This is a genomic window from Ruegeria sp. BHSC029, from assembly GCF_059613085.1.
In genome coordinates this window covers 327,027-353,790 of sequence record NZ_JBXWRU010000005.1, presented here as the reverse complement: position 1 = coordinate 353,790, position 26,764 = coordinate 327,027, and the positions used below count along the sequence as shown (strand labels likewise).

General features: G+C 58.7%; 20 protein-coding genes. 14 read left to right on the top strand and 6 right to left on the bottom strand.

The annotated features are described in order from the left end of the window. Positions 1-18: 18 nt before the first annotated feature. The 6 genes from rfbG to AC2FML_RS14555 form a co-directional block, all read right to left on the bottom strand. A complete protein-coding gene (gene rfbG, locus AC2FML_RS14580; RefSeq protein ID WP_496783720.1) occupies positions 19-1,146 on the bottom strand; it encodes a CDP-glucose 4,6-dehydratase in 1,128 nt (375 codons plus the stop codon). Between the two features lie 7 nt (positions 1,147-1,153). Further along, positions 1,154-1,963, bottom strand: coding sequence for a glucose-1-phosphate cytidylyltransferase (gene rfbF / locus AC2FML_RS14575; protein WP_496783719.1), 810 nt, complete (start codon positions 1,961-1,963; stop codon positions 1,154-1,156). A 107-nt stretch (positions 1,964-2,070) separates the two neighbouring features. Further along, positions 2,071-3,693 carry a hypothetical protein gene (locus tag AC2FML_RS14570; protein WP_496783718.1) on the bottom strand — a complete coding sequence of 541 codons (1,623 nt, stop codon included), beginning with the start codon at positions 3,691-3,693 and terminating at the stop codon, positions 2,071-2,073. 163 nt (positions 3,694-3,856) lie between these two features. Continuing rightward, positions 3,857-5,980, bottom strand: coding sequence for a polysaccharide biosynthesis protein (locus tag AC2FML_RS14565; RefSeq protein ID WP_170359604.1), 2,124 nt, complete (start codon positions 5,978-5,980; stop codon positions 3,857-3,859). A gap of 474 nt (positions 5,981-6,454) precedes the next feature. Next, positions 6,455-7,321: a sulfotransferase family protein gene (locus AC2FML_RS14560; RefSeq protein ID WP_170367219.1), complete on the bottom strand. Its 867-nt coding sequence runs from the start codon at positions 7,319-7,321 to the stop codon at positions 6,455-6,457. 65 nt (positions 7,322-7,386) lie between these two features. Further along, positions 7,387-8,607: a polysaccharide biosynthesis/export family protein gene (locus AC2FML_RS14555; RefSeq protein ID WP_170371851.1), complete on the bottom strand. Its 1,221-nt coding sequence runs from the start codon at positions 8,605-8,607 to the stop codon at positions 7,387-7,389. A gap of 668 nt (positions 8,608-9,275) precedes the next feature. Here AC2FML_RS14555 and AC2FML_RS14550 point away from each other — a divergent pair. The 14 genes from AC2FML_RS14550 (at position 9,276) to AC2FML_RS14485 (ending at position 26,758) form a co-directional block, all read left to right on the top strand. Continuing rightward, complete coding sequence (locus AC2FML_RS14550) at positions 9,276-9,902, top strand: sugar transferase (protein WP_217353610.1); 627 nt, start codon at positions 9,276-9,278, stop codon at positions 9,900-9,902. Further along, complete coding sequence (locus AC2FML_RS14545; protein WP_170435836.1) at positions 9,899-10,813, top strand: methionyl-tRNA formyltransferase; 915 nt, start codon at positions 9,899-9,901, stop codon at positions 10,811-10,813. The genes AC2FML_RS14550 and AC2FML_RS14545 overlap by 4 nt, the downstream gene beginning before the upstream one ends. After that, positions 10,810-11,505, top strand: a complete 696-nt coding sequence (locus tag AC2FML_RS14540; protein WP_170367216.1) for a PIG-L deacetylase family protein — start codon at positions 10,810-10,812, stop codon at positions 11,503-11,505. Before AC2FML_RS14545 ends, AC2FML_RS14540 begins: the two co-directional genes overlap by 4 nt. Before the next feature lie 13 nt (positions 11,506-11,518). Then, positions 11,519-12,700, top strand: a complete 1,182-nt coding sequence (locus AC2FML_RS14535; RefSeq protein ID WP_496783717.1) for a DegT/DnrJ/EryC1/StrS family aminotransferase — start codon at positions 11,519-11,521, stop codon at positions 12,698-12,700. Between the two features lie 78 nt (positions 12,701-12,778). Then, positions 12,779-13,897, top strand: coding sequence for a glycosyltransferase (locus tag AC2FML_RS14530; protein ID WP_170444756.1), 1,119 nt, complete (start codon positions 12,779-12,781; stop codon positions 13,895-13,897). 12 nt (positions 13,898-13,909) lie between these two features. Next, on the top strand, positions 13,910-15,856 hold the full coding sequence (gene asnB / locus AC2FML_RS14525) for an asparagine synthase (glutamine-hydrolyzing) (RefSeq protein ID WP_496783716.1): 1,947 nt from the start codon (positions 13,910-13,912) through the stop codon (positions 15,854-15,856). Positions 15,857-15,985: 129 nt separating this feature from the next. Further along, complete coding sequence (locus AC2FML_RS14520; RefSeq protein WP_170525952.1) at positions 15,986-17,329, top strand: hypothetical protein; 1,344 nt, start codon at positions 15,986-15,988, stop codon at positions 17,327-17,329. Between the two features lie 178 nt (positions 17,330-17,507). Then, positions 17,508-19,016, top strand: a complete 1,509-nt coding sequence (locus AC2FML_RS14515; protein WP_496783715.1) for an ArnT family glycosyltransferase — start codon at positions 17,508-17,510, stop codon at positions 19,014-19,016. A gap of 106 nt (positions 19,017-19,122) precedes the next feature. After that, positions 19,123-19,563, top strand: coding sequence for a GtrA family protein (locus AC2FML_RS14510; protein WP_170341738.1), 441 nt, complete (start codon positions 19,123-19,125; stop codon positions 19,561-19,563). A 309-nt stretch (positions 19,564-19,872) separates the two neighbouring features. Continuing rightward, entirely contained in the window at positions 19,873-21,714 is a 1,842-nt protein-coding gene (locus AC2FML_RS14505; protein ID WP_170359623.1) for an AAA family ATPase, read from the top strand. 142 nt (positions 21,715-21,856) lie between these two features. Then, positions 21,857-23,287 carry a hypothetical protein gene (locus tag AC2FML_RS14500; RefSeq protein WP_496783714.1) on the top strand — a complete coding sequence of 477 codons (1,431 nt, stop codon included), beginning with the start codon at positions 21,857-21,859 and terminating at the stop codon, positions 23,285-23,287. A gap of 75 nt (positions 23,288-23,362) precedes the next feature. Then, entirely contained in the window at positions 23,363-24,301 is a 939-nt protein-coding gene (locus tag AC2FML_RS14495; RefSeq protein WP_170341743.1) for a UbiA family prenyltransferase, read from the top strand. A gap of 48 nt (positions 24,302-24,349) precedes the next feature. Beyond that, positions 24,350-25,273: a class I SAM-dependent methyltransferase gene (locus AC2FML_RS14490; RefSeq protein WP_496783713.1), complete on the top strand. Its 924-nt coding sequence runs from the start codon at positions 24,350-24,352 to the stop codon at positions 25,271-25,273. 111 nt (positions 25,274-25,384) lie between these two features. Next, positions 25,385-26,758, top strand: coding sequence for a pectate lyase (locus AC2FML_RS14485; protein ID WP_174824875.1), 1,374 nt, complete (start codon positions 25,385-25,387; stop codon positions 26,756-26,758). Positions 26,759-26,764: the final 6 nt, after the last annotated feature.

Sequence of the window (26,764 nt, the reverse complement as noted above, 5' to 3'; positions counted from 1 at the left end):
AAATAATCTCCTGAAAATCTACTGTGCGGCCAGCCCGGTTTGGTCGCAACCCGTACCGGACATGAGGTCTTGGTATGCGGCGATCTGCGATTGGGTGACCTTACCCATGTCGTCGCCCGCTGCGTGGGCCTTGTACCAGTCGGTTGTCAGTTCAACGGCTTGAGACAGTTCAAGCCGAGGCCGCCAGCCCAAACGGGTCTGCGCCTTGGTGCTGTCCAACCGAAGTATTCCAGCTTCGTGGGGCGCCGTTGCGGACCCATCCGGGAACCGGAACCCGGGCGCGCCTGCCCCCCAGGCGCGCCACATCATATCCGCCAGATCCCGGACGTTGACGGTGCCCGAAACGTTTGGCCCGAAATTCCATGCCCCGGCAAAACGCTGTCCGTCGCTCAGAGTCTTCTGGGCCAGCAGCAAATACCCTGCGACCGGCTCCAGCACATGCTGCCATGGCCGAACGCTATCCGGGTTTCTGATGGTCACCGGCTGGCCATCATGCCAGGCTCGAATGATGTCCGGTATCAACCGGTCTTCGCCCCAGTCTCCTCCGCCAAAGACATTGCCCGCCCGAACCGTCGAAAGCTGAGGGCCATTCGCGTCAGAAAAGAAAGAATGCGCATAGGACAGGGCCACAAGCTCGGTTGCCGCCTTGGAGGCACTGTACGGATCCTTGCCGCCCAAAGGGTCGTTTTCGCGATAACCCCACAGCCATTCCCGATTGTCATAACACTTGTCGCTGGTGATCACGACAACGGCCTTCAGCGATGGCATTCGACGCACGGCCTCCAGAACGTTGACCGTACCTTGGACATTGGTCGCAAATGTCTCGGCCGGTTCGCGGTAGGATTTGCGCACCAAAGGTTGCGCAGCCATGTGAAACACCACTTCGGCATCCAGACCCTCGGTCGCCCGTGCCAAGGCCGCCGGATCGCGGATATCGGCAAAGCGGCTGTCCATGGTCCGATCAAGTCCGCACGCCTGATAGAAGGAAGGCCCGGGCTCAGGCGGCAAGGCAATGCCTGTGACCTGCGCACCCAGCCGGTTCAGCCAGGTCGAAATCCACCCGCCCTTGAACCCGCTATGCCCTGTCACAAGCACCCGGCGGCCGGTGAATTGACCGCCGAAGATCTGATCGGACTGACCAGTCATTGGTTCCTCAGATCGCTATGGCGGGGTAATCAGAGGAGGGCTTGGCATCAAATTGCAGCCAAGGCGGCGTATTATCCTCGCAAAGGGCCTCCAACGCGTTGCGGTCACGGATCGTATCCATCGGATGCCAGAAACCCTCGTGTCGATAGGCCATCAGCTCACCGTCGCGGGCCATCTGAGACAGCGGCGACTGTTCCAGCGGCTCCATATCGTCGACCATGTAATCCATGACCCCCGGCTCGAATACGAAATACCCACCGTTGATCCAGGTTTCGCGGCGGCGCACCTTTTCGGTGAACGCATCCACGCGGTCGCCCTTTAACTCGATGTTGCCGAAACGCGCTGGCGGCTGAACCGCCGTAACCGTTGCCAGCTTGCCGTGCGACTTGTGAAAATCGATCAGCGCGTTGATGTCGATATTCCCCAGACCATCAGAATAAGTGCACATGAAGGTCTCGCCCGGATCCAGCCATTCCTTCAGACGCCGGATGCGCCCGCTTGTCATGGTATGAGCCCCGGTATCGACCACCGATACGTTCCAACCGCCGGGCGCCGAAGGCACCAGCTTGAGCTCGCCCGTATCCAGAGCGACCGAGATATTGTTGGCGATGAGGTGGTAATTCGCGAAGAACTGCTTGAGCAAAAGCGCCTTGTATCCGGCGGCTACGACGAAATCGCGGTGCCCGAAATGGCTGTAGATATCCATGACGCGCGCGATGATCGGCCGGCCGCCGATTTCGACCATCGGCTTGGGGATCGAGACTGTTTCCTCGGCCAGCCGAGACCCCAGACCGCCAGCAAGCAGTATCGTTTTCATTCGTGCCACTCCCTCAAAATACTTGTTACTAAAATCTGCATGTCTGCGTGGGCCTCACACCGGCCGCTTGACGAACCGACCACCAGAGACCGCGGATCGAATTGGGCTCATTCCGTTGCTCCCGATGGCTTCAAGTATACCACACCTTGCCCGTAGCGGTTGCCCAATCCCGAAATTTCCACGGGCTGGTAGCCGTTTGTTTCCGCATAGCGCAACAATGGCTGCTCAAGAGCCGGATCATATCCCAGCAGGAAAGCGGAGGGAGGATTGGAATCAAACACTGCCTGCAACCCGGCCGCATCTGCCATCACGTATTTCGCGGCCAAGTCAGGTTCCGTGTAAGGCGCGATCCGATAGGCAAAGGGGCCAGTAGACAGTTCGGGATAGACCGGCAGTTGCGCTTCAAGCGGGTAGATCGGCATGATCGTCGCGACGGGTCCGTCCGGATGGGCACTCTCGGCAAGTGCGGTCTTCAAAGCCTCGGCACCCTGCGCCACTCGGGTGGTCGTAAAGCCGCTGGGATCGCTCAGCGCTGCCAGACCAGGAACGAGGCGCGGCGCGCCCAGCACTGCCAGCAGAACGAAACCGGCGGCAAGGACCGGGGTGACTTGCGAACGCTGCTCTGACCCGACCTTTCGGAAGACCAATGCGCCCAGCAGAGGGATCATGACCAAGGGCTGAATGTAGTACTGCGGAAACCCGGGCGACGGCACAAAGCTGAACGCGGCGGTCACGGTGATCAGAACCAAAACCAATAGAACCGCGCCGAGCCCGGAGAGCAGCATGCCGCCCGATCTGACCAAAACTGTCAGATAGGCAACGACGAACAGGCAAACCAGTGCCGCTCCACCCAACCAGACCGAATAGGCCAACTGAACTTTGCCCCCAAGGCCCAGAGCCAGATCGGGTTCAGAGGCGGCGTTGGCCTGCCAGTAGGCCACGTGCGGACCCGTATGGAACTTGAGGACATGCGCGATGAAAACCGCGGGATCAACGGCCATGTACCAGAACAGCGGCAAGGCCCCCAGCAGCCCACCCGCCAGCATCGGCAGGGTCACCCGTCGAACACGTTCTGCAAACGCCATATGCCCCGGCATCAGAAAAGTGGCAATCGCGACGGGCGGAATGAAAACCACCGCGCTGACTTTCATCCCCGCGGCGATCGACAGGCAGACTCCAATCAGTACAAAAACAACTGGCCGCGGATGGTCGCGCTGGGTTTCCAGCAGAAAACCCCCGACACCCCATACGACGAAGGGCAATGGTAGCAGGTTGTTGCTGGCGGCCATTCCGGCCTGGGCCAGAAGTGTTCCGTCAACCATCAAGACCATGATGAAGAATGCCGCAAGCAGAGCCGATCCGGACAGGCGCCAGGTCACCCAACCGGTACCGCCGATCAACGCAATCCAGCCAAGAAACACACCAAGGCGCGCTGAGCCCAGCAGACCCTCCTGACCCGTGATCAAATTGAGACCGCGGAAATACCACGCCGAATCCGGAACGTGATTGTAGAAGAAGTCCTGGTACAGGCGCCATTGGCCCAACAATTCTGCCGGTGCCACGAACATCAGTTCGTCCCGACGCAAACCAAACGACATGATGCGGCCGAACAGAGCCGCCAACATCACGGCCAGCAGCCCCCCAAACAAGAGCCACAGCGCCGCGCGACGACGACCAGACCCGGCCTGAGAAACGGCCCGGTCACGCATATGTTCGGCCTCAGCCGTCATATCCCTCTCGCTTTGCCCGTTCGGACGGGCCCGCCAAAATCTGCAGGTTGCCGTAAACCGCCAAGGTCGCAAATAAACATCAACGATATGCTCCGAAGAGCCCTTCTGAAATCGTAACCCGCGGCTGAAAATGCCGCTCACTTAAATGTACTTTTGACAAATTTTAGCGACCGGCGTTGATCGTCTCCAGGTTTTTTTGCGGTGCGAAGTTTGCAATACGCTTGGGCGTCGGCACAGGTTTGATCTGCGGCTTGCCGGTGCGCGCGGCCAGCTCTTTGCCATCGATCGGGCGCAGACCGTTTGCACCGTAACCCGGCACCAGATCCTTGAGCAGCTTTTTGACCCCAAGATCATTGCCGTCCTGAGCAGCCTGTTCCAGCTTGAGGATCAGCGCCCGCAAACGCGCGGCAGAGACGCCTTCGGGAATTGCCGAGGAAACGCCAGGAATACCGCTTTCGCGACGCTCTTCGGTCACGTCGAACAGCTCTTCGTACAGCTTTTCACCCTGACGGATACCGATGAATTTGATGTCGATGTCCTGATAGGGCTCGAGGCCGGCCAGACGGATCATACGCTCGGCCAGGTCCACGATCTTGACCGGCCGACCCATATCCAGAACGAAAATCTCGCCGTGGCTGTCTTCAAGGTTCAGACCCCGCGCGGCGGCAACCAGCGTCAGCTGCACGGCTTCACGGATGGTCATGAAGTACCGCTCCATTTTCGGATCAGTCACCGTCAGTGGGCCACCTTCCGAGATCTGGCGCTGGAACAGCGGGATCAGCGAACCGGACGACCCCAGCACGTTACCGAACCGAACCGAAAAGAACCGGGTTTTCTCGTCGGTCTCGTTGGTCACGCGGTCCTGCGCCTGAACGTAGAACTCGGCCACGCGCTTGGTGGCGCCCATGACGCTGGTGCTGTTCACGGCCTTGTCCGTCGAGACCTGCACCATGGCGATTGCACCCACATTGCGGGCCGCGTCCGCAACATTCCGGGTTCCGATCACGTTGGTCAGAACGCCTTCGCAAGGGTTCAGCTCAACCATCGGCACATGCTTCAGCGCAGCAGCATTGAAGACCAACTCGGGGCGGTGACGTTCAAAGATCGCGTTCACGCGGGACGCATTGCGGATGTCGGCCACGTAGATCCGGCGTGCAACATCCGGGAAGTTTTGACCCAGATCCATGTCGATGGAGTAGGCGTTGTATTCCGTGTTCTCGATCATCACCAGCTCGGCCGGCTCGAACGAGGCGATCTGGCGTGTCAGCTCGCTACCGATCGACCCTCCGGCGCCGGTGATCAGGACGCGGCGGCCCTTGAACATCTCGCGCAGCATCGAACGTTCGACCGCTTTCTGCGGACGGTCCAGGATGTCTTCAGGATTGACGGTCCGGATGCCGTTGCTCTCGGTGCCAAGTTCTTCGAGTCCCGCCAGACGCGATACCGGAATGCTGTTGGCTTCAGCCCAACGAGTCAGCTTGCGAATGCCATCACTTTCAAAATGGGTAACAGGCTCGGTCAACAGAACGCGCTGCGGCAGTTGGTCATAATACTTCAGACGTTCGATAACGGCGTCTGCATCCAACAGCGACCCGATGATCTTCACATCGTGGAAATACAGGCCTTGCGTGTTCCGCGCATCATCGATGATGCCGACGGGTTCATACTTGGACTCCTGATTGCGCAGAGACCGCACGAACAGGTCGCAGCTGGCGCCGGTACCGACCAGAATAACCGGGATTTTCCCGTTGGACGCATCCGGGCAACGGCGCGCCGGATCGCTCGTCAACTCGGTGCTGCGCGCCAGAACGCGCAGTGTACCAAAGGCGGGCACCAGCAGCAGGAACTGAATGACATAGACCGCCAGCGGCACTTGCGCGGTAACCGGCAGGGCAGCGCCCAGCAATGCCAGCAATACAACAGACAGACCCGCAGCCCGGACGATCAACGTGACATCGCGCAGCGAAGTCGACCGCGTGTGGCGTTTGTAGATGCCGGAAAGCGGCAAAACCGCCAGTGCCACCAGGCAAGTCATCACCACCAACGGCAACAGAACGGACCCGAACTGTTCAGGAACAATGCCACCATTGGCCAGAACGACGGCCACGGCCACGGCTCCGGCGGATGCGAATACATCCCCGATCAGCAGACGCCGGTTGGCGCTCATTTCGGTCAGCTTCTGTCGCAGCTTCGACTGGATGTCTGCAAAGGCGCGATCTTGTTCGATCGTGCTGTCTGCATCCGGTCCACTTTTGAGCTTAACCAACTCTTGCTCGTACATACTCATAAGAACCCCCGGCAAAAATTGCCACTTACCACTCGACTTAAATGAGACGGGCCAAACACACCCGCTCCACCACTAAAAAGCCTCAATTCCCGATCGTCACCACATGGCGCCGGCCGGCAAACACATTGCTTCGCTAAAAGTCTCCCACGCGATTCCGGGCGCCTAGAAACCTCCGCCCTGAACCAAACCCCCTTTTAACTCGTCAACTCGTTACACTACGCGTGGTCTGGCCCATCACACGGTCCCGACCACGAACCCACGTTTTCAACGCTACCACACCAACATGGGTATCAAAATCCCCTTTCCACCACTTGGACACCATAATATCACAGAAATGCCATTTTTTGCAGCAGGTGACCGCCGTCGCAGTTTCATTTGTTGTATCCTCACGGCCCGATATTCCCGGTTCATCGTGCACGCACAAAGCCCTAAGGCGCTTTTGTTTCCTGAATGGAAACCAAATTCTGGCTTCGATCATGACATGGCCTGCGATTCGCTTCTGTGAATTGCATCCGAAACCGTCCAATTCAGGCAGAGTCCCGGATTGCGGCGGGCAAGCCATTCCACGTCGGTCGCATAGAACTCGGTCATCTTCGCCTCCAGCTCGGGCGACAGGGCCGGGTAGGTCACCTTTCGAGCGACAGCGTTTCGGATGGACCGCACCGGCCAGGTGTGACGTACAGGGTCCAGAACAGCTCGAACCGGCTTTAGCACACGACGCAGCGACAGTGGCACCATGGGTGTATTCTTATCTTTGACTTTCTGCTGCACAGGCGGCTCCAGCTGTCCGTCATATCCAATATGGCCGGCCACCTTCTTCAGGTTCCCATGAGGGTTCACGCGGACATCCTCATAGGCCAACAGCAGGATCTGGTCCTCTGGGAACAAGTCGTAGAACCGCTTCAGATGGTGGCCATATCGCCCATCGGACAGAAAACGCTGGTCGGCCGCGACCGCCGGATCCAGATAATCTTCGATCCTTCCCGAGACCTCGCCGCGGCGGAACAACATGCAATAGTCGGAATAGGCGCGCTGAACCGGGTCCCGCATCTGCAGGATCAATCGAGTTTCAGGGAAATGCTCCCGAAGGCGTTGCGCAGCCGGGGGTTCAGTCAGGTACGAATTCGATTTTTCACCAATCAGATCTGCGCCATCGCAGTCTCCGAACTGGTCACGATACCAGTCCAGTCCGTTTGCATAATACCGAGAAAAGAAATGCAACTCGGGACCCGGCATATGGATGGCCGGCGTCTGCATCAGCGACTTTTGCAACCAGGTGGTTGCACATTTCGCGGCACCGAAAATCAGAAAGTCGACCGGACGACCGTCAGGGAGAGACATAGGAATACTCGTGACCTTGCGAACAGACTAAAAAAACAAACCCGGCAAACCCCGCGCCGGAACACTCAATTCGACGTGACAATGGTTCTTCGTACGACTTCTATGGTATCCCCGGGCTGAACCGCCTCGGTCCCGTCCATCTTGCGTGGCGCCGTGCCACCCGCCCGTGTGACGATGTAGTCAATTACAACTTCACTGGCGATATCATCGTCGCTGAGCAAACCAGCGGCAGCCAGTTCTCCGTGCAGGCTTGCCGCGGTATCAAGACGCGTCCGAAGCGAGGCCAACTCGCGTTCGACCGCATTCAACTGGACCAGAGCATCCGAGCGCGCCTTGTCATCCAGTTCCAACTCGTCGCGCTCGGCACGGTTCAGCTCCTGACGAGCCAGCATCAGCGCAACCTCCTGATCCAGACGCTTGGATTCCAGATCGTTCAGAAGATTGGTCATGGTCGTCACCCGGTTCGATACGGTCAGACCTTTCTCCTTGAGCTGGTTCAGGTTTTCCAACTCCCGGCTGACATTCTCGATCTGGGTTTTGCGAAGCTCCAACTGGATGGTCAGGCTCGAGATCTGCTCTTTGAGCATCTCCTGCAGATCCCGAATTCGTTCACCCAAACCCTCGCGGGCGTTCATTGTCGCCTCGAGGATTTCACCCTCGAGCCCTCCGGGAGCGTCAGGCGCCGCGTCGGTGCCGGTCTCAATCCCTTCTTCCTGGAGGCTCGCAAGGTCAGCTTTCAGCCTCTGCCTCTCGTCTTCCAACTCATCGATCTGAGTGGAGAGCAGCCGCATTTCGCCGCCCATCCGCATGATCTGAAAATCATTGTTTGCCCCAAACTGGATCGGAGGACGGATCGGACCACCTGCAAGGGCCAGAACCTGCTGGGCAGTCATCCCGGGATGGTAGGCATAAGCGCCCGGCGAATTGACGTCTCCAAGAACAAAGACCGGAAGATGGCTGATCACTTCAAGCGCGACCTTGGGCGGCTCGGCCATGCCGGTCTGGCTGCTGAGCTCAAGCTCCAACATCTGCGACAGTTCCAGCGTGGTCAGCCCGGCCGCCTCAACCTGTCCCACCAGCGGAAACATCAGCGTTCCATCACCTGCCAGAGCGAACTCGCCGGACACGCCATCCCAAATCATGTAACTTGCGGACAATGGGTCCCAACGCATGGCACGAACCGACAGGCGATCCTGCGGCAGCAGGCGATAGCTTTCGGCCAAGGCCGGCAGAGCGGCCAGCGCAAACAACAGCGTCGCCAGAATTACTCGAAAGAAGCTGCGCAAAACCTTGCCTCCCAACTCTTAAACACCAACAAGCCGGGCGTGGGTGCCGGGCACGATACTCAAATCTCGAAAACACAAACCGCACCCACAGCGCAAGTCGGCCGTCAAAAGCAATTTCGGTCATCGGCGGGACAGAAACGATCCCGCTCGGCAAATCATAGGCGCTTGGCCTCAGGCTGACAAGCAAAGCCAATGGCGCGTCGCCTTTGGCGCTGGCTTTCCTGTCGACACTGACCTGTCAGCGCCTGGGCCACCGCGTCGGCCGCGTTCGCAACCCCCTGTGATTGCAGCCCGAAGGCTGGGTGTTTTGCGCGAAACACCCGATAAGAAAACCCCGCCTAGTTTCGCGGCAATCACGCCGCGGCTTTGGCTCCTGCTTTTCCTGACTGGCAACAGTTTAAGGCATTGGCTCGAATCGTTGACGCAACACGGAGGGCAAATCAGCGTCATCTTCTGGTCAACCCTGCATTCTCAGCCCCTGCATCCCGCGGCGGCATCGACGGCTTGCAAACAGAATCCGTTTCGACCAATCTTGCTGCATCGCCGCTTGTCGACCCGGGTTGTCGGTATTTCAGTCGCGGTTGCTCGGGTGGCGTGTCGCGTCCCTTTGTATTGGTTGATTTTTTGTGTGTCGCGGGACCCCGCGTGTTGCGAGTTGGATTTGATTTGTGAACCGGTTGCTTGAAATCCTGATCTGCCTGCTGCTGGGCCTGCTCGCGCTTCCCTTCTTTGTCATTGCGTGTGTCGTGGTGCTTTTGTCCATCGGCCGTCCATTGATGTTTTCGCAGATCCGAGCCGGACGACAGGGTCGCAATTTCCGACTCTACAAACTGCGCAGCATGAAAGAGACGCGCGCGGTGGATGGATCTTTGCACCCCGATGCGGATCGCCAGACGCGCGCCACGGCAATGATCCGACGCCTGCGCCTCGACGAGATCCCGCAACTCCTTCTGATCCTGCAAAACAAAATGGCCCTGGTTGGGCCTCGCCCCTTGCTGCCTGAAACGATCGAAGACTTCGGACCCGCCGGACAATACCGATGTTCCGTTCGGCCGGGGCTGACCGGGTGGGCGCAGGTCAGCGGCAACACCAACCTCAGCAACAGTGAAAAGCTGAGCCTTGATCTATGGTATGTGGCGCATCGGTCACTGGCGTTGGACCTGCAGATTCTGGGCGAAACGGTCGGAGCGGCCCTGCACAACGAACCCCGCCGCGACGACCGGATCGAGGCGGCCCGGAAATGGATGGACTCGAATGGCCCGCTGGCCCAGGACATGCAGGAGATGAACGCGTGAATATCGTACTTGTCGGCGCCGTCGAGACCACGCTTGCAGCCCTGATGTCGATGTGCGGTGCCGGGCATGTTCCGGCCCTTCTGGTAACCTTGTCGCCGCGCCTGTCTGCACGGCATTCGGATTTCGTCGACCTGTCACCGGCGGCCGCGAAGTATGGCGTCCCGGTTCTGCATATCGAGAAAACCAACGACCCCGCGACTCTCGAACAGATTTCCAAGGTCAAACCCGACCTGATCCTTGTGCTCGGTTGGTCACAGATCTGCGGCCCCGAGTTCCGGGCGTTGGCGCGGATTGGCTGCATCGGATTCCATCCATCGGCCCTGCCCCGCTTGCGGGGGCGCGGTGTCATCCCCTGGACGATCCTGTTGCAGGAACGAAACGTCGGGTCCTCGCTCTTCTGGTTGGGCGAAGGTGCCGACGACGGCCCTATTGCCGCTCAGGCCATCTATGCGGTCGATCCCGAAACCGTCACCGCCCGCGAGTTGTACAATCGGGCTTTGCGTGCCGTCTCAGGACTGCTGCCGCCTTTGTTGAACCAGATTTCCAATGGCGACATCCCGGCTGAACCGCAACGCACCGACGGAATCAGCCTGTGCGCCCGCCGCCGCCCCGAGGACGGCCTGATTGACTGGACCAATCCTGCTGCAGACATCCACCGCCTGATCCGTGCTTCAGGTCCGCCCTACCCCGGTGCCTACACCTATGGCCCCGATGGCGTGAAACTGGTTCTGACAGGGGTCAGGTATACCGAGCCGGAGGGTTACTTCATCGGCTTGCCCGGCCAGATCCAGGCCATCGGCAACGGCGGCTTTACGGTGGCCTGCGGCGACGGACGTTGTCTGGACATAACTGAATGGTCAGGGGCCGACACACCCCCTGCCCTTCACGCGAAACTGAGGACACATCCATGATCGCTTCCGACCTGACCACTGGCCACGCCGGCCCCGCGCTGATCGTCGCTCCGCATCCCGATGATGAGGTTCTGGGTGCCGGCGGCACGATGGCCCGCATGGCCGATGCTGGGCGCGAAGTGCATGTGGTTGTCGTCACTCGTGGCAAGCCCCCGAAGTTTACCGATGAACAGGTCGCAACCACACGGCGCGAGGCACGCAATGCGCATGATCTGCTGGGCGTCACCGAAACACATTGGATGGACTTCAACGCAGCGGAGTTGTCAGAACATGCCCATTCGGACCTGAACGGTGCGCTGGGAAAGCTGGTCCGCGACATCGCCCCCAGCCTGATCCTGGCTCCGCATCCAGGCGACATCCATATGGATCACCAGCTGAGTTTTCTGTCCACGCTGGTGGCAAGCCGCCCGCATCAACATGACTATCCGGCCAATATTCTGGCCTACGAAACCCTTTCCGAAACAAATTGGAACGCCCCCTATCTGACCCCGGCCTTCGTGCCAAACGTGTTTGTCGACATCTCGGACACGATCGAGCGGAAGCTGGAGGCGTTCGGCAAGTTCGAAAGCCAGGTCAAACAGGCGCCGCACGAACGATCGGTCGACAGCTTGCGCGCACTGGCCACCCTGCGCGGCGCGACGGTGCACCGGTCGGCGGCTGAAGGCTTTGTTCTGGTCCGATCGGTGATTTGACAGGAGGTGCGGAATGCAGATGTGGCCCATCTATGACCAGGAACAGATCGACGCCGTAGCGCAAGTTCTGGCCTCTGGCAAAGTCAACGCCTGGACCGGCCCAGATGTTCGCGCATTCGAGGCCGAATACTGCGCATATACCGGAGCCAAACACGCGATCGCCATGGCCAACGGGACAGTAACGCTGGACGCCGCGATGCTCGGGCTAGGCCTGCAACCAGGTGATGAGGTCATTGTAACCCCGCGCAGCTTCATTGCCTCGGCCAGCTCGGTGATGCTGGCGGGCGGTGTTCCGGTCTTTGTCGATGTCGATCCCGACTCCCAGAATATTACGCCCGAAACCATCGCCCCGGCGATTACGCCGCGCACCCGAGGGATCATACCCGTGCATCTGGGCGGTTGGCCCTGTGACATGGACGGCATCATGGATCTGGCCCGCGCCCACGACCTTTGGGTTATCGAGGACTGCGCCCAGGCCCACGGTGCGATGATTGGCGACCGCCATGTCGGAACCATCGGGACCTTGGGCTCGTTTTCCTTCTGCCAGGACAAGATCATGACCACAGGCGGCGAAGGCGGACTGCTGCTGACCGACGACTCTGATCTCTGGAGCCGCATCTGGAGCTACAAGGATCACGGCAAAGGTTATAACACCGTGTTCAACACCGAACACCCGCCCGGCTTTCGCTGGCTGCACGACTCGGGACCCGGCACCAATCTGCGGATGAACGGCCCTTCGGCGGCACTTGGTCGAATACAGCTGAAACGCCTGGACGCATGGCGCGCGCACCGGACGGCAAATGCGGATATCCTGCACAAGGCCCTTGCGGCCTGCCCGGCCTTTCGCGTGCCAATGCCACCTGACGGCGTTACCCACGCATTTTACCGCTTCTACGCATTTGTGCGGCCGGAAACACTTGCGCCCGGCTGGAGCCGGGACCGCATCATCGCCGAGATCGCCGAGGCCGGCTTTCCCGCCTTTTCCGGCAGCTGCTCTGAGATTTATCTCGAGAAAACCTTCACCAGCCGAGGCCTGGGACCCAAGGAACCGTTGCCCGTGGCGCGCGAGCTGGGCGAAACCAGCCTTGCCTTCCTGGTCGACCCAGCCTGGTCCACCGAGAACGTCGCTCGTCTGGCAAAGGTCATTGTTGATGTGGGCCAAAAGGCGACGGCCCGGCACATGGCGCAGGGCTGAGCGCGAACTGGTGATGTGTGGCCGATCAACATACAGCTTGAGTCGAACACCCACCGGTGAGCTGCGGAGGGTGACCCGATGATCTTGCATGTCACCACTGATTTCTCAGGCCAAGGTGGCGCACAAGCCATGTTGGCCCGACTTTTGGCCCATTCCGGCGAACGGGCCTGCGTCGTCGCCCTGACCGAGGTTTCGGACCGCTGCCGCGCAATGGCGGCGAATGACAAGGTCGAATACGTTTCGCTGCGTGCCAGATCGCCGTTGGCCCTGTTTCGCGCGGTTTGGCAGATCCGACGTTTGATCCGGACCCATCAGCCGGATGTGGTTCTGTGCTGGATGTACCATGCGATGGTCCTGGGCCTGATTGCCGGCAAACTTGCCGGGCGGCGCGTTCCCGTCGTTTGGACCGTGCGGCAAGCGCTGGACGACCCGGCTGCCTTCACCCGCAGCACCCGCGCTGCGGTGGCTCTGTCGAAGGTGCTTTCCCGGTTCTGTCAGGGGATCCTCTACAACTCGACCCGCGCTCAAACTCAGCACGAGAAATACGGCTTTGCCGGGGACCATTCCACGGTGATTCCAAACGGGTTTATCCTTCCGCCCGATCCAACGGCGCGGCCGGGACCTGCCCGCGTGCTTGGAGTGGCGGCAAGGTTTCACCCGCAGAAAGACTTCGAAACTTTCTTCCGCGCCTTCTCGATTGCGCGCCAGTCCGTCCCGGACCTGCATGCCCGTCTGGCCGGAGACGGCGTAACGCTGGAGAACCCTGAGATCCGCGCGATGCTGGCCGACAACGATCTGCCCGAAGACAGCGTGACGTTGTGCGGCGACCTGCACGATATGTCCGAGTTCTACGCGAGCATTGACCTGCTGGTTTTGGCCTCGCGCACCGAAGGCTTTCCGAATGTGATCGCCGAAGCCATGAGCCACGGCCGCCCGGTCGTGACGACTCATGTCGGCGACAGCGCCAGAGTGGTGGACTCGTGCGGCTATGTCGTGCCGCCACGTGATCCGCAGGCATTGGCAGAGGCACTGGTCCAAGCTGCCAACTGGCCGCCCGAAACCTACAAGGCCCATAGCAATGCTGCCCGCGACCGCATCGCCACACACTACTCCCTCGACGCGATTGCCCGCGCCTATGATCAGGCCCTGAACCAAGCTGCCAACCCGGCGCCACCCACAGCGCCTCAAGTCGAATAAAGGACCTGACCCATGTGCGGTATCGCCGGATTTCTGACTTTTCAGCCCATGGGCGCCGACTCGGGCCGCACCACGCTGCAGGCCATGTGCGACGCTATTCAGCACCGGGGTCCCGATGCCGATGGATTGTTTGTCGATCCAGACGCCGGTGTAGCTCTGGGCCATCGCCGCCTTTCGATCGTCGACCTGTCGGAGACCGGGGCGCAGCCAATGACCTCGCCCAGCGGCCGGTTCACCATCGTCTACAATGGGGAAATCTACGGCTTTCTGGCCCTGCGGCAAACGTTGCTGGACAAGGGCGTCACGTTTCGCGGCACATCAGATACCGAGGTGCTACTGGCGGCTATGGACCTCTGGGGCATCCGCAAGACATTGGAACAGGCGCACGGCATGTTCGCCTTCGCGGTCTTGGATCGCAAGCTGAACCGGGTGGTTTTTGCACGCGATCGGTTGGGCAAGAAACCCCTGTATCTAGGCCTCAAATCCGGCCAGCTTTTGTTTGGTTCCGAACTCAAGGCGCTGCGCGCGAACCCCGCATTTGGCTCACCGGAAGCCGACCGGCGTGCTCAGGCGCAGTACGCCCGCTATGGATATGTGCCGGCACCACTCTCGATCTATCGCGAAGTTATGAAGTTGCCCGCCGGATCAATGGTCGAAGTCCGCTTGGACCAACCGCCCGGGACGGCTCAGGACCTGGTAGATGCCATCCGGACGTTCTGGGACCTTCGCGACTGCGCGAAACAGGGACTTGCCGCACCAATCCAAGACGAAGACCGGGCGCTGGCTCGTATTGAAGAGGAATTGCAACGCGCCGTGCAGGAGCGCATGGTCGCGGACGTCTCGGTGGGGTCCTTCCTGTCCGGCGGGATAGACTCGACCCTGATCACTGCCATGATGCAGGAACAAACCAACGGCAAGGTCACCAGCTTTACAGTCCGTTTCCAGGAAGAAGGGCTGAACGAAGCAGACCATGCCGCCGCAATCGCTGCACATCTGGGCACGGACCATCACGAGGTCACTGCGACACCCTCCATGGCGTTCGAATTGCTCGATGACCTACCACACGTCTATGACGAACCTTTTGCCGACCCGTCCGGTGTTCCAACCCTGCTGGTGTCCAAACTGGCCCGCGATCAGCTGACCGTCGTCCTGTCGGGTGATGGCGGCGACGAATCCTTTGGCGGGTACGAACGCTACGCCCGAATGATGGCGATGGAACGCCTGGGCCGAAAACTTCCAAGGCCGGCTGCGTCAGTCTTGGCAGCATCCCCTGATGCCCTGCTTGCAGCCGTTGCGCCGATCCTGCGTAAATTCGTTTCAGACACCATGCGCGACCAGATCACAGCCGACAGGATCTCCAAAGTCGCCTCGGTCATCGCGCAGCCTGATTTCAGAAGCCGATACAATACCCTGTTCAGTCTTTGGGACCCGTCCGCAGCGCTGAAGGACGTGAATGACGGCGGGGTTTATCAAACACTCGGATTGCCCAACGGCCTTGATGAAATCGACACGATGCTGCTGCTGGATTCCTGCCTGTATTTGCCCGAAGGCATTCTTGTGAAAGTCGACCGAGCGTCGATGGCCGTCGGTCTTGAGGCGCGCGCGCCCTTGTTGGATGACCGCGTCGTCGCCGCCGCTTGGCAGGCGCCCCGATCCCTGCGTTTCGACGGCAAACAGGGCAAGGTGGCCCTAAGGCGCCTCGTGGACAAGCGCGTACCAAAGGCCTTGTATGATCGCCCAAAACAAGGGTTCGGAATTCCCGTCAACGACTGGTTGCGTGGCCCGCTGAAGCCTGTGGCAAACGAGGTTTTTTCAACAGGACAAGGGGTCGAGGACGTATTCGACACAGCCACCTTGGCGCAACGATGGCGCGAGCATCTCAGCGGGCGTCGCAATTGGGGGCCCCATCTGTGGACGGTTCTAATGTATCATTTCTGGCAGAAAAAATGGCTGGTCTGATCCTCGAAGCGCGGACTTCTGTTCACCAAATTCGCACAAAAGGAAGCAATTCAGCCGATTGTCATGCGAAACAGAGGTGCACGCCCCTATTGTTTGTCACGCGCCGCACCGACGTGCCTAAGTCAGTTCATGACTGAACTGATTGCATCCTGCTCGGGCCTTTGGCGCGATATCCGGTCCGAATTTCGGTCTCTACACTCTCCTGCAACGAGACGTCGGGCGGGCCTCGCGCTACTGCTTCTGTTTGGCGTGGTCTTTGCTTTTTTCTATTTCCGGCTGGAATTCGCGCGGCAGTTTCTGGACATGCCCGCACCGCCGGGCAAACCGTTCTACAACGACGACTGCATCCTTGCCTCGGACCCTGGCCGTTACTCACATGGCTTGTTTCAGGGGCACTACCTGGCTTTCCACCTTGCGCGCCACCCGCTGGTGGTGATGCTAAATGCCGCCATCGCCGAGCCGTTGACCTGGCTGGGCATCCGGCAGCCTATCGCGATTTCGATCAGTCTCGCATTCTGGGCCGCCATTTCGTCTGTCACGATTGCACTATTCCTACTGCGCCAACACCTGTCGCTCTCCGTTACCATTCTGGCGACGCTTGCTGTTCTCCTGACCTTCGGAACCGTCACCACGCTCAGCGTTGTCGAGACCTACAGCGTCTCACTCTGGGCGATCGCCATGTCATTGTTGATCATGGCCGAGATGGCCAGACACTGCGCCAAGTACCCGGCCCTTACCAGCGTGATCGCTGGCCTGGCTTGCGGTGTGCTGGCCGGATGGTCCCATTTGCCGGCGGCTGCATTCTCACTGGTTTATGCTGGATTTGCATGGGCGTCTCTCAACGGAGGTGTCGGGCGGAAACTAACTTTCGGACTGGTGGTTCCGTCGGTGATTGCCGTAATCTTCATGATGGCTCCGGTCGTTTTTCTTGGCATCGTTCTGGACGGTGATCCTTTCATGGAACCGACCGAGATGGTTGGCCGGTACGCGGACGCTGCGAACTTCACCAACCCGGAAATCATCAAAGACTATGCCGCCGGCTTCTTCCTGTTTTCCTGGGTCGCGCCGGCCGAAACCGTTCAGTGCCGCTTTTTGCTGGATCGGCTATGGGAGATTCTCCGCGATCCAAGCCGCTTGGCCCTGACAATTCTGGCGACAATCCTGGTCGGATGGGCAATTGTTTCCGGCACCAGAACACCTGGCCGCGCCCCGCTTGTGCTGGCCGTGTGGACGTTGGTGGGCACGTTCTTTGTGTTCTACCTGTTTTTCAACCCACTCGAAGTGTTGCTTTACAGCTCTCACTGGACCACGGCCATTATCTTGGGTTCGGTCGTTCTGCTGAGGGAAAAGCCGGGTCTTGTCTTGCTGTTGAGTGGAATTGTGGCGCTCAGCCTGTATGTAAATGTACCGCCTCTTGCGGATCCGGCTTCATTCGATCCGGCGCAATGCTGTCCGCACGGAGGTCGAAACTAGGCCGGTCCGAGCGGCGGCTGTGCGGAAACTTGACAACAAAAGTGACCCTACCTAGCGTTCTGGGTCATCGTCTCCGCCGGTGAAAAATTATGGATACGCCGAATTCGCAAACTGCTAATTGCGCCATTCGGCAATGTTTCACGCTGTTGGTTGTAAAAGTTTTTTTTGGGTTGAATTCATGCGGCAGTCCACCGAACTGAAGGTCTTTTTCTTTTTCCTCGTTACCTTTGCAACCGGGCTATTTGCCGCCGGCACATGGCACGGAATCGGAATGCGTCCGGATTCTATGGCCTATCTGGGGCTGTCCCCCGATCGGTTTCAACAGGCGCCAACCTATACCGCGCTGATTGATCTGCTGGCCGGAATGGGTGTCCAGCCCGTGCTTGCGGCCACCGTACTGAATATCCTCAGCCTGATCCTGAACATCGCTTTGATGTTCTTGATCCTGAACGACTGCAAGGTTCCGCCACGGATGATCTTTCTGGCAGCACTTATCATGGTCCTGAGTCCCCAGTTCATGTACGCGCATGTCACGATCCTGTCGGAACCGCTCACGACAAACTGCTTTCTGGGCACCTATTTCTTCATGTCCCGTTACCTGCGCGGCGACAACGTGTCCGCCTTTGTGTTGGCAAGCTGTCTGGCCGCCCTGTGCGTGCTGACCCGGTTCGCATTGGTCCCACTGATCGCGGCCTGCTCGCTGACAATCCTTGTTTATGGGCACGGTGATCTGCGCCGTCGACTGGTTTCGGCGATTGTGTTTGGCCTGATCGCATCCGCAATCATCATCGGGTGGTACTTGTACAATCAAACCTCCGGTGGGACCGGCATCGGGCGTCAAGCAGCGTTCCTTGGGGATCCCGACACCGAGACCTTCCGCGCGGCACTGACCACGCTATCAGCCTACGTGCTGCCAAGCTCTCTGCCGCCGATTATCACGTTGACCGCTTTGGTTGTGGTTTTGGGATTCGTCATTGCTCTGATCGGCACAGCTTTGAAGGTTCAGACCAACCCTGATGACCTTCCCGGTCTGCCAGTTGCGCGTACGATCTCATTCTTTTTGCTGGTCTACGTTCCTTTCCTTGTTCTGGCCCTGTTTATCGAGGCCAATCTGACCATCCATGCCAGGTACCTGTTGCCAGTGTTCATTTCGTCTCTGGTTCTGGGGTTTGCTCTCGTTGGCGGTCAGCCCGGAACGGATATGATGAACCGGCTGCGTCCCGCAGCTCTCATACTTGCGCTGGCGTTGACCGGAACCTATGCCGTACGTACGGCAGCGATGACCCGCGCCCATATAACGGAGGGGAATTTCTATGCCTCACCGGTCTGGAAGAACTCTCCGACTTTGGCGCATCTGGACAATCTGCGGGACGGTGTCGTGGTTTACTCAAACGGCTATGATGTCATTCGGCTGGTCAAGGGTGTGGATGCGCTCAAGTCCCCTGAGTTGTTCGAGCGCAGAACCGGCAGGCCGGACCCTGGTACGTCGCCAGAAAAAGAAATTCAGGAGGTCCGCAAACGCGTGGCCGACCAAAACGCGGTTGTCGCCATCCTGAACGAGATCGACTGGCGGTTCTATCTGGTCGATGAGGAACGGCTGATCCGCGAAGCTGATCTGACCCTACTCTATGAGGAGGCCGACGGGCGGATCTATGGATCTCCCGCCAGTTTCAAACCGACCGAATGAAGGATCGTATGTCATGAAGCTTGTTCCAACACTCGGGGCCGAACAATGATAGGATCGATGATATTCAATCGGGTGGCTCTGCATTCACGCCCTGAAGGATTGATTGATGAAGTTTGAAGACCTCAAACACGTCTCGGTTCTGGTCGGTCGCTATTTCGTGACCGGGTGCACGGCCGTCGTCATCCATTTCTCGGCGATGGCGTTCTCGGTCGAGGTCTTGGGCATCTACGAAACGATCGCTTCGGCAATCGGGTTCCTGATGGGGGCCACATTCAATTACTGCATCCAAAGACTATGGGTGTTTCGGTCCAGCGTTCCACATCGCAGTGCCCTGCAGAGGTTCATTTTGGTCACGGCGACGACGTCGGCGATAAACGTGGCGCTGTTCTCTCTTCTCTTTGCGTTGTTGCCTTTCCACTACTTGATCATTCAGGCGTTCGTGACCGGGTGCATATTCCTTCTGAATTTTACCCTGAACTGGAAAATCACCTTTCGCGAGCCTGCTGCTGAACCACCGGAAGCCCGGGCGCAGGACGCCCGAAGGTAGGTATGCCGGACCAAACCCACTGTGTCGTATTCGGAAACAACGCCGACAACCAAGCGATTTGTTCACGATTTTAAGACCTCGAAAAGGCAGCTCTTCGCCCGACGCCAGAATGGCCAAAAACTCTCTGCTCTCGGATTTGCATCGCTTTTTTTGCCCGCCAAACGCACAGGGACGGCCTTTTGGCCTGATATGGCTAGATAAATCTATCGAGCCGATCAAAGTACAGGTAAAACAATATGATAAATAACAGTTCGATTCTGACGCCGATTTTAAGCCGTATTCACGGTCCGAAAAAAATGGAGAACACTCGTGCAATCCGGTGACGACGTAATTGCCAACCAGCATGAAACCAACGATTTCATCAATATCTGGTTGCTACTGCGCCGGAACCTTCTGGTCATCTTTCTGTTGGTCGTCGGTGCGGTCTCGGCAACAGCCTTCTACATGTCGACCATCCCCGACCAGTATCGGTCGGACGCACAGATGGTTTTGGCTCTCACGGAAACACGATTCAGCGAGTCGACCGGACAGCTGGAAACCTATGAACTGAACCGGTCGAGCGTGGAAACCGAGTTGGCCCGACTGCGGTCTCGCGACTTTGCCGAGCAGGTGGCAGACCGCCTGGGTCTGTTCGACGACCCCAGCTTTGTGCGCCGTGCGCCCGGCGCGGACAGCGAGGCGGATGAAGAGATTCACCGCGCTGCGGTCACCGACAAGGTTCTGGCCTCTTATTCCGTCTCCCGCGCGGGAGAAAGCCTCGCCATCAGCATCGAAGGCCGATCCACATCGCCGGTGCTGGCTGCAGCCCTGCCCAATACCGTCATTGCCGTCTATATCGCGAACGAGCGCGACGCACGGGTCAATCGCTTGATGACATCGATCGACAATCTCAAACGCCGGGTCGGTATCCTCGGCGAAGAATTGACCCAGGCGGAATCGAATTTGGCCGAGTTCATCCGTGAGGACAATCTGGATGACGAACAGGTCGTGACCCGGCTGCGGGCCGAGGTGGAGCGGCGCAAGGCCCAGCTGCGCATCGGCATCGAACGCAACCTGCCGGAAGACGAAATTCTGGCCCTCCAGGAACAGCTGGTCACATCCGAGCAGGAGCTGGAGGCCCGCACCCGTCTGGAGCTGTCGTTGCTGCGCCGGGAACGCGAGGTCGAACTACTGCGAACCCGCTATCAAACCACGATCGACAACCTGACCTTGCTGGAAACCCGCATCGGCCAGCTTGAGGACGGCACGATTCAGGTTTCCAAAGCACGCATCCCGGTTGAACCCTATGCCCCCAGCAGGTCATTGATCACGGTGCTGGCCGGCCTGTTCGCAATGATCGTTGGCTTCATCATCGCGCTGGTGCGCGAGGGCCTGGACAGAACGGTGCGCAGCGAAAACCAGATCTTCCGAATGACCGGCCTCAGCAACCTGGGATATATCGCCCGTCAGCGACGCAGCAAAATGTTCGCCGGTGAGAACAAGGCGATCGAAAACCTGTTGCAGAGCCAGAAATCGCCCCTGGCCGAAGCCGCCCGGGGCATCTTGACCAATTGTATCAAGTTCCGGCATTCCAAGGTGATCCTGATCACCTCTGGCCTGCCGAACGAGGGCAAATCCTTCGTCAGCAGCGTTCTGGCGACCTCGGCGGCGGTCGACGGACTGAACGCTCTGCTGATTGATCTGGACACGCACCGTCGCGGCGCGACGAAGACGTTCATTCCAGACATGGATGAGGTGCAACTTTCGGAAATCTATTCTGACAGTGTAACCCTGCAACATGCTCTGACCACCGAAACCAAAGGGTCACTGGATCTGATCACCGCAGCCTCGCCTACGCACGAGCTGTCTGATGCCGCGTCAAACAAGCTCAAGCAACTCAAAGAAACGCTGCTGGATCAATACGATATCATTATCGTGGACACGCCCCCGGCACTGGTGATGGATGAAGTGTACCGCAACGACATCCTCGCCGACGCCGTTCTGCTGGTCGCGCGCTGGGGAAAAACGCCACAGCATGCGTTGCAAGCCGCGGCAAAACGGCTTCAGTCATCCGGCTTCAATGTACTGGGTACGATTCTGAATGACGTCGACCCCAAGAAATACCGCTGGACCACCTACGAAGGGTATTACGGTACTTATGACGACTACTAGAAAATCCGGCGACCGCGCCGTTCCGGCCACCGGGGATGTCTGGTGGCCGAGTCTGTGCTACCATGCCGGCACCGAATGCTACGCGCGGGTACTGACCGACGTGCGGCGCGGTCGGAATACCTGACTTTGCTTGGAGTGGGTTTTGGGGAAAGCTTCTTCAAGGGCAGATGAAAACGGGGGGCTCATAATCATCGCGTTGGCACTGGTCCAGGCGGTGATTCAGACGGCTTTTCCCTTGGTTGACGTGAACTTCTCCAGTGACTCGGCGGACTACGTTCAAGCCGCCGCCTATCGCGGCTTTGCATATCCTTTTTTTCTGGACCTTTTCGACGGGTTCGCGGACCCGCTGCGCGCCGCTGTTGTGGGCCAGATCTGGGTATTCTCGGCTGCTGCATGTCTGTTGTCGGTCACGCTGGCCCGGGCCACTGGCCACTCCGGTGCCGGTCTGGTCCTGCTTGGAATTCTGATCATCAACCCGATGACGATCTACTTCAACTACAGCATCCTGTCCGAGTCTCTGTTCCAGAGCGCGACATGCGTCTATCTTGCCTGTCTGGTGCAAGCGATCCACGGCCCCAAGCCCTGGCACTTTGCAGCCCTGGGCATGACAGTCGGCGCCATGATCGCGATCCGTCCAGTTGGTTTTGCTCTTTTGCCCATCCTTATCGTGGTGGTTCTTTGCGCGAGCTATATCAATGGCAGGCGCCCGTGGGCTGGGCTGGCTCTGGCAGTTCTGGGCGTCACCTTCGTGCTGCTTGCAGACCGCGCCGCTTACGATCTTCGCCACGATGAACCTCGCGAAAGCGTGCTGGGGAACGTCTTATTCGCAAAAAGCGCTATGTTCGCTGCAGGTACAAGCCCCTATGCCCCCGATGACCCACGAACCGAAGTCTGGATTATTCTTGAAGAAGAGGGTCCGGCAGACGCACGCGAGGCGATTTCCCGGGCGCCATTTGGACCGGTCTCCTTCTTTCTGATGCACAGCTACGAAGCCAGCTTGATATTTCTGTACGAGAAGGACCGATTGCAGTCCATTGCCGACCGAATTGGCATTCCAAAGACTGAACTCATGGCCGAAATCGCTTCAAGACGAATTCTGGCGAATCCAACGGGGTTTCTGCGGTTGCCGCTACAACACTATGCCGCCCTCTGGCAGCCCTTCTACCATGCCGTGACCGCGAACGACATCACCGCCTACATCGCGCAGAATGGGCCGTTCCCGATGGACAATGCGCTCGGCTACATCACCCGCGATGTATTTGATCCGCCGCATGCACGTCTTATCCATTCCGCGCTTGCGATAGGTTGGCTGGCTTCGATCTTGATCCTGGCGGCCTCAATCCTTTGGCTGCGCCGAAACTGGCCCGGACGTCAGATGCTGACCCTGGCTGGGTTGGGGGTGCTGAGCCTGCATGCGTTATTGTTTCTGTCTGCAACACTATCCATTGCGTCGGTAAGGTATCTTGCAGCACTTTGGCCTATCGTCGCAGTGGTCATATGTGCTAGTTTCCTTGTGGTTTTGAAGCTTTTTGATCGCCGGAAGAAGCACGCAAGGCGCAGTCTGGAAATCTGACATGCCGCCCGTATTGTTCTGTTTCCCGCCTTTTCGGGTCCGGCAAATGTTGTTGTGTCGGTGAAAGTGGTTGCAATGGTAAAAGCCGGATTCAAAGACTATCTGTCCATTGCGCGCATCGACCATTGGTTCAAGAACATCTTCATTCTGCCGGGTGCCGTTCTTGCGGTCATCATGGGTGCCGAGTTCACCGGTCGGTCGGTAATCGACCTCGCCGTCGGGATCTTTTCGATCTGTCTGATCGCATCGGCCAACTATACCATCAACGAGTGGTTGGACCGTGAGTTCGACCGACACCACCCGAAGAAGAAAGAGCGTGCCTCGGTCGTGACCGAAATCGACGGCCGGATCGTCTGGTTGCAATGGCTGGGTCTGGCGATCATCGGTCTGGGACTCGCGCTGCTGATCAATACGCCGTTCTTCCTGACGGCGCTGTCCCTGCTGATCATGGGGATCATCTACAACGTCAAACCAATCCGGTCCAAGGACCGCGCCTATTTGGACGTTCTGAGCGAGGCCATCAACAACCCCATCCGGTTCTTTGCGGGCTGGTTCATTATGGTTCCGCCGATCGTGGCACCATCCAGCGTGTTGATCTCGTACTGGTTCGGAGGCGCGTATCTGATGGCGATCAAGCGCTTTGCCGAATACCGTACCATTGACGACCCGGCGCTTGCCGCGCGGTACCGCGCATCTTTCAAAGACTATGACGAGTCGAAGCTATTGGTGTCGGCGCTGGTCTACGCAATCTTGTCCACCGCTTTCCTGGGCGTTTTCCTGACCAAGTACAAAATCGAGCTTCTTCTGTCTCTGCCCTTCGTGGCGATGTTGTTCGGGCGCTATCTTGCCGTCGGGCTGGCGCGGGACTCGATCGCACAGGCCCCCGAAAATCTGTACAAACAACGCGGCCTTGTTTTTCAGGTTATTCTTCTGGTGGTGGTCATGTTCGTTCTGCTCGAGATCAAACTTCCGTTCTTTGAACAGTTGCTTGAAATCCGGCCAGTCGGGTCATAGGTGCCGGGCAACGGACCGGCTTGCTGCCAGACTGGAGGTGATGCGCGCATGGTGAACCAGCCTTCAGATGATGTTGTTTCCGCACCGATCCGGCGATGCTGGTTGTGCGGCACCGGCGGCCTCAGGAGGATAAAGGAAAGCACCCTGCGCGGGGATCCGACGTCGCGGAACTTTGAAATCTCGAATGCCGACTACGGCACAACCGCCGCGATCGACCAATGCGTCCGCTGCGGTTTTTGCCAATGCACGGATATGGTCGATGTCCTTAAATTCTACGAAGATCTCGAGGACCCGGCCTATGAGATGACGCGCCCCCAAAGGGCGCGGCAGAAGCGGGTGCTGCTGAACAGGTTGCCAAGACCCACTGCCGGCGCGAACCGGCTGCTGGATGTGGGGGCCGGAACCGGTATTCTGGTCGAGGAGGCCATCGCCTGTGGTTACGACGCGGTCGGGGTTGAGCCGTCGCGACGGTTTTGCGCCCGCGCAAAACATCATGGCCTGCCAGTGGTCCAAGGCGTTCTTCCACATCCCGATCTGACCGACCCCTACGATGTAGTCACTCTGGTAGACGTGGTCGAACATGTTCCGGATCCGCTGGACCTGATCACTCAGGCTGCGCAGTTGCTGGCCGATGATGGAGTACTGGTCGTCGTTACGCCCGACCGCTTGTCCCTGTTGGCGCGTATCATGGGAGACCAATGGTGGCATTATCGTGTTGCGCATATCGGCTATTTCGACCCTGAAACACTGCGCTTTGCCTTGGCCAAAGCTGGCTTGCAACAAACCGAATTTCATCGGCCAACTTGGTATTTTCCGTTAGGATATCTGGTTGAGAGAGTGCATCGTTATTTACCCAGATGGGCGCGCTTCAAGGTTCCGGAACGGCTGTCTGACCTGGTGATCCCAGTGCACCTGCGGGATTCAATGATGGTCTGCGCGACCAAAGCCCAAACCCGGGACACCGCGCCCTAGACCAAAGGCAGAAGAATTTTGACAACAGCCAAGGTTTTTAGAATGCCCGTTGCAAAAAGGCCAAGACTGCTCGCCGTATTACATGGTTCGCTATTTGCGGCTGTTCTGGCGATGGGCTGCAGCCCCGGTACGCTGCTGGCCGAGAACGCGAACCGGTCACTTTCGGCGCAATTTCCAGATGGCTCCCAAAGAGCATTTCCCAGCGCCGAAGGGCATGGCGCCGCGGCCAAAGGTGGGCGCGGCGGGCGCGTGATTTATGTCACGACAACCGAAGAATTCGGGCCCGGCTCCCTACGCGCATGCATTGATGCCAAAGGACCTCGAACCTGCATCTTTCGGGTCAGCGGAACGATTACACTGGAAAAGGCGTCTCTGATCGCAAACAGTCCTTTTCTGACCATCGCCGGAGAAACCGCTCCGGGCGGCGGGATTGCGATCCGAAACGGCCCACGTCAATTGCGCCCATCACTGGAAATCCGGACGCATGATGTCATCGTGCGCCATGTTCGGTTCCGGCCCGGGCCGCACGACGTAGAGTCCTGCTGTTCAGGGGCCATTGGCGTCTACACCAAAGCCGCGCGTGACGTGATCTTCGACCACATTTCCGCCAGTTGGGGCAGCGACGAGACGATTGACTCAGAAAACGCCGAACGGCTGACCTTTCAGTGGAGCATCATCAGCGAGCCCCTCTTGCATGGCGGACCAGGCAAAAGCAACCGGGCCCGCAACATGCTGCTGACAAAGGGCGGCAACTTCAGTATCCATCACAACCTGTTCTCTCACGGGATGTTCAGAAACCCGCAAATCGCGCCCCAGACCCCGGGGACCACGACCGAGATCGTAAATAACTTGATGTACTCACCGATCTGGCAATATGTCGTTTCGCTGGACAATCGCTGGACCGAGCTGGACGCCAATATCATTGGCAACCTGAAGCTGTCCGGTGAAAGCATCGATTCCAATCTACTGGTGCACCTGTTCGACGGCTTCAAGAACGGCTACCGGTTGTACCTTCGGGACAATCTTGATGAAGACAACCGCAACAGCCTGGACCTTCCCGAGGAACTGGTCCTTGCCCCCGAACATCGTGTCTATGTCGTTGATGAGCCGGTCACCCCACCTTTGGTCCAGGCCGATCCGGTTTCGACAGTGTTTGAAACGGTCCTGCAAAACGCTGGAGCGACACGCCCGTCTCGCGACGCGGTGGATCAGAGGGTTGTTCAGGAGGTCCGTGACCGTTCCGGCAAAATCCTAAAGAAGAACCCTGAAAAGGTCGGCGGTTGGCCCGAGCTTGAAAGCGCCCTGCCCTATGCAGACAGCGATGTCGACGGGATGTCTGATGAATGGGAAACGCAATGGGGCCTTAATCCCACGGACCCGACGGATGCAATTGCAGATTCGGACGAAGATGGCTGGACCAATCTTGAGGAGTTCCTCCACGAATTGGCTGGCGACGGGAACGGCATGGGACAAAGCAACCCGTGACGTGTA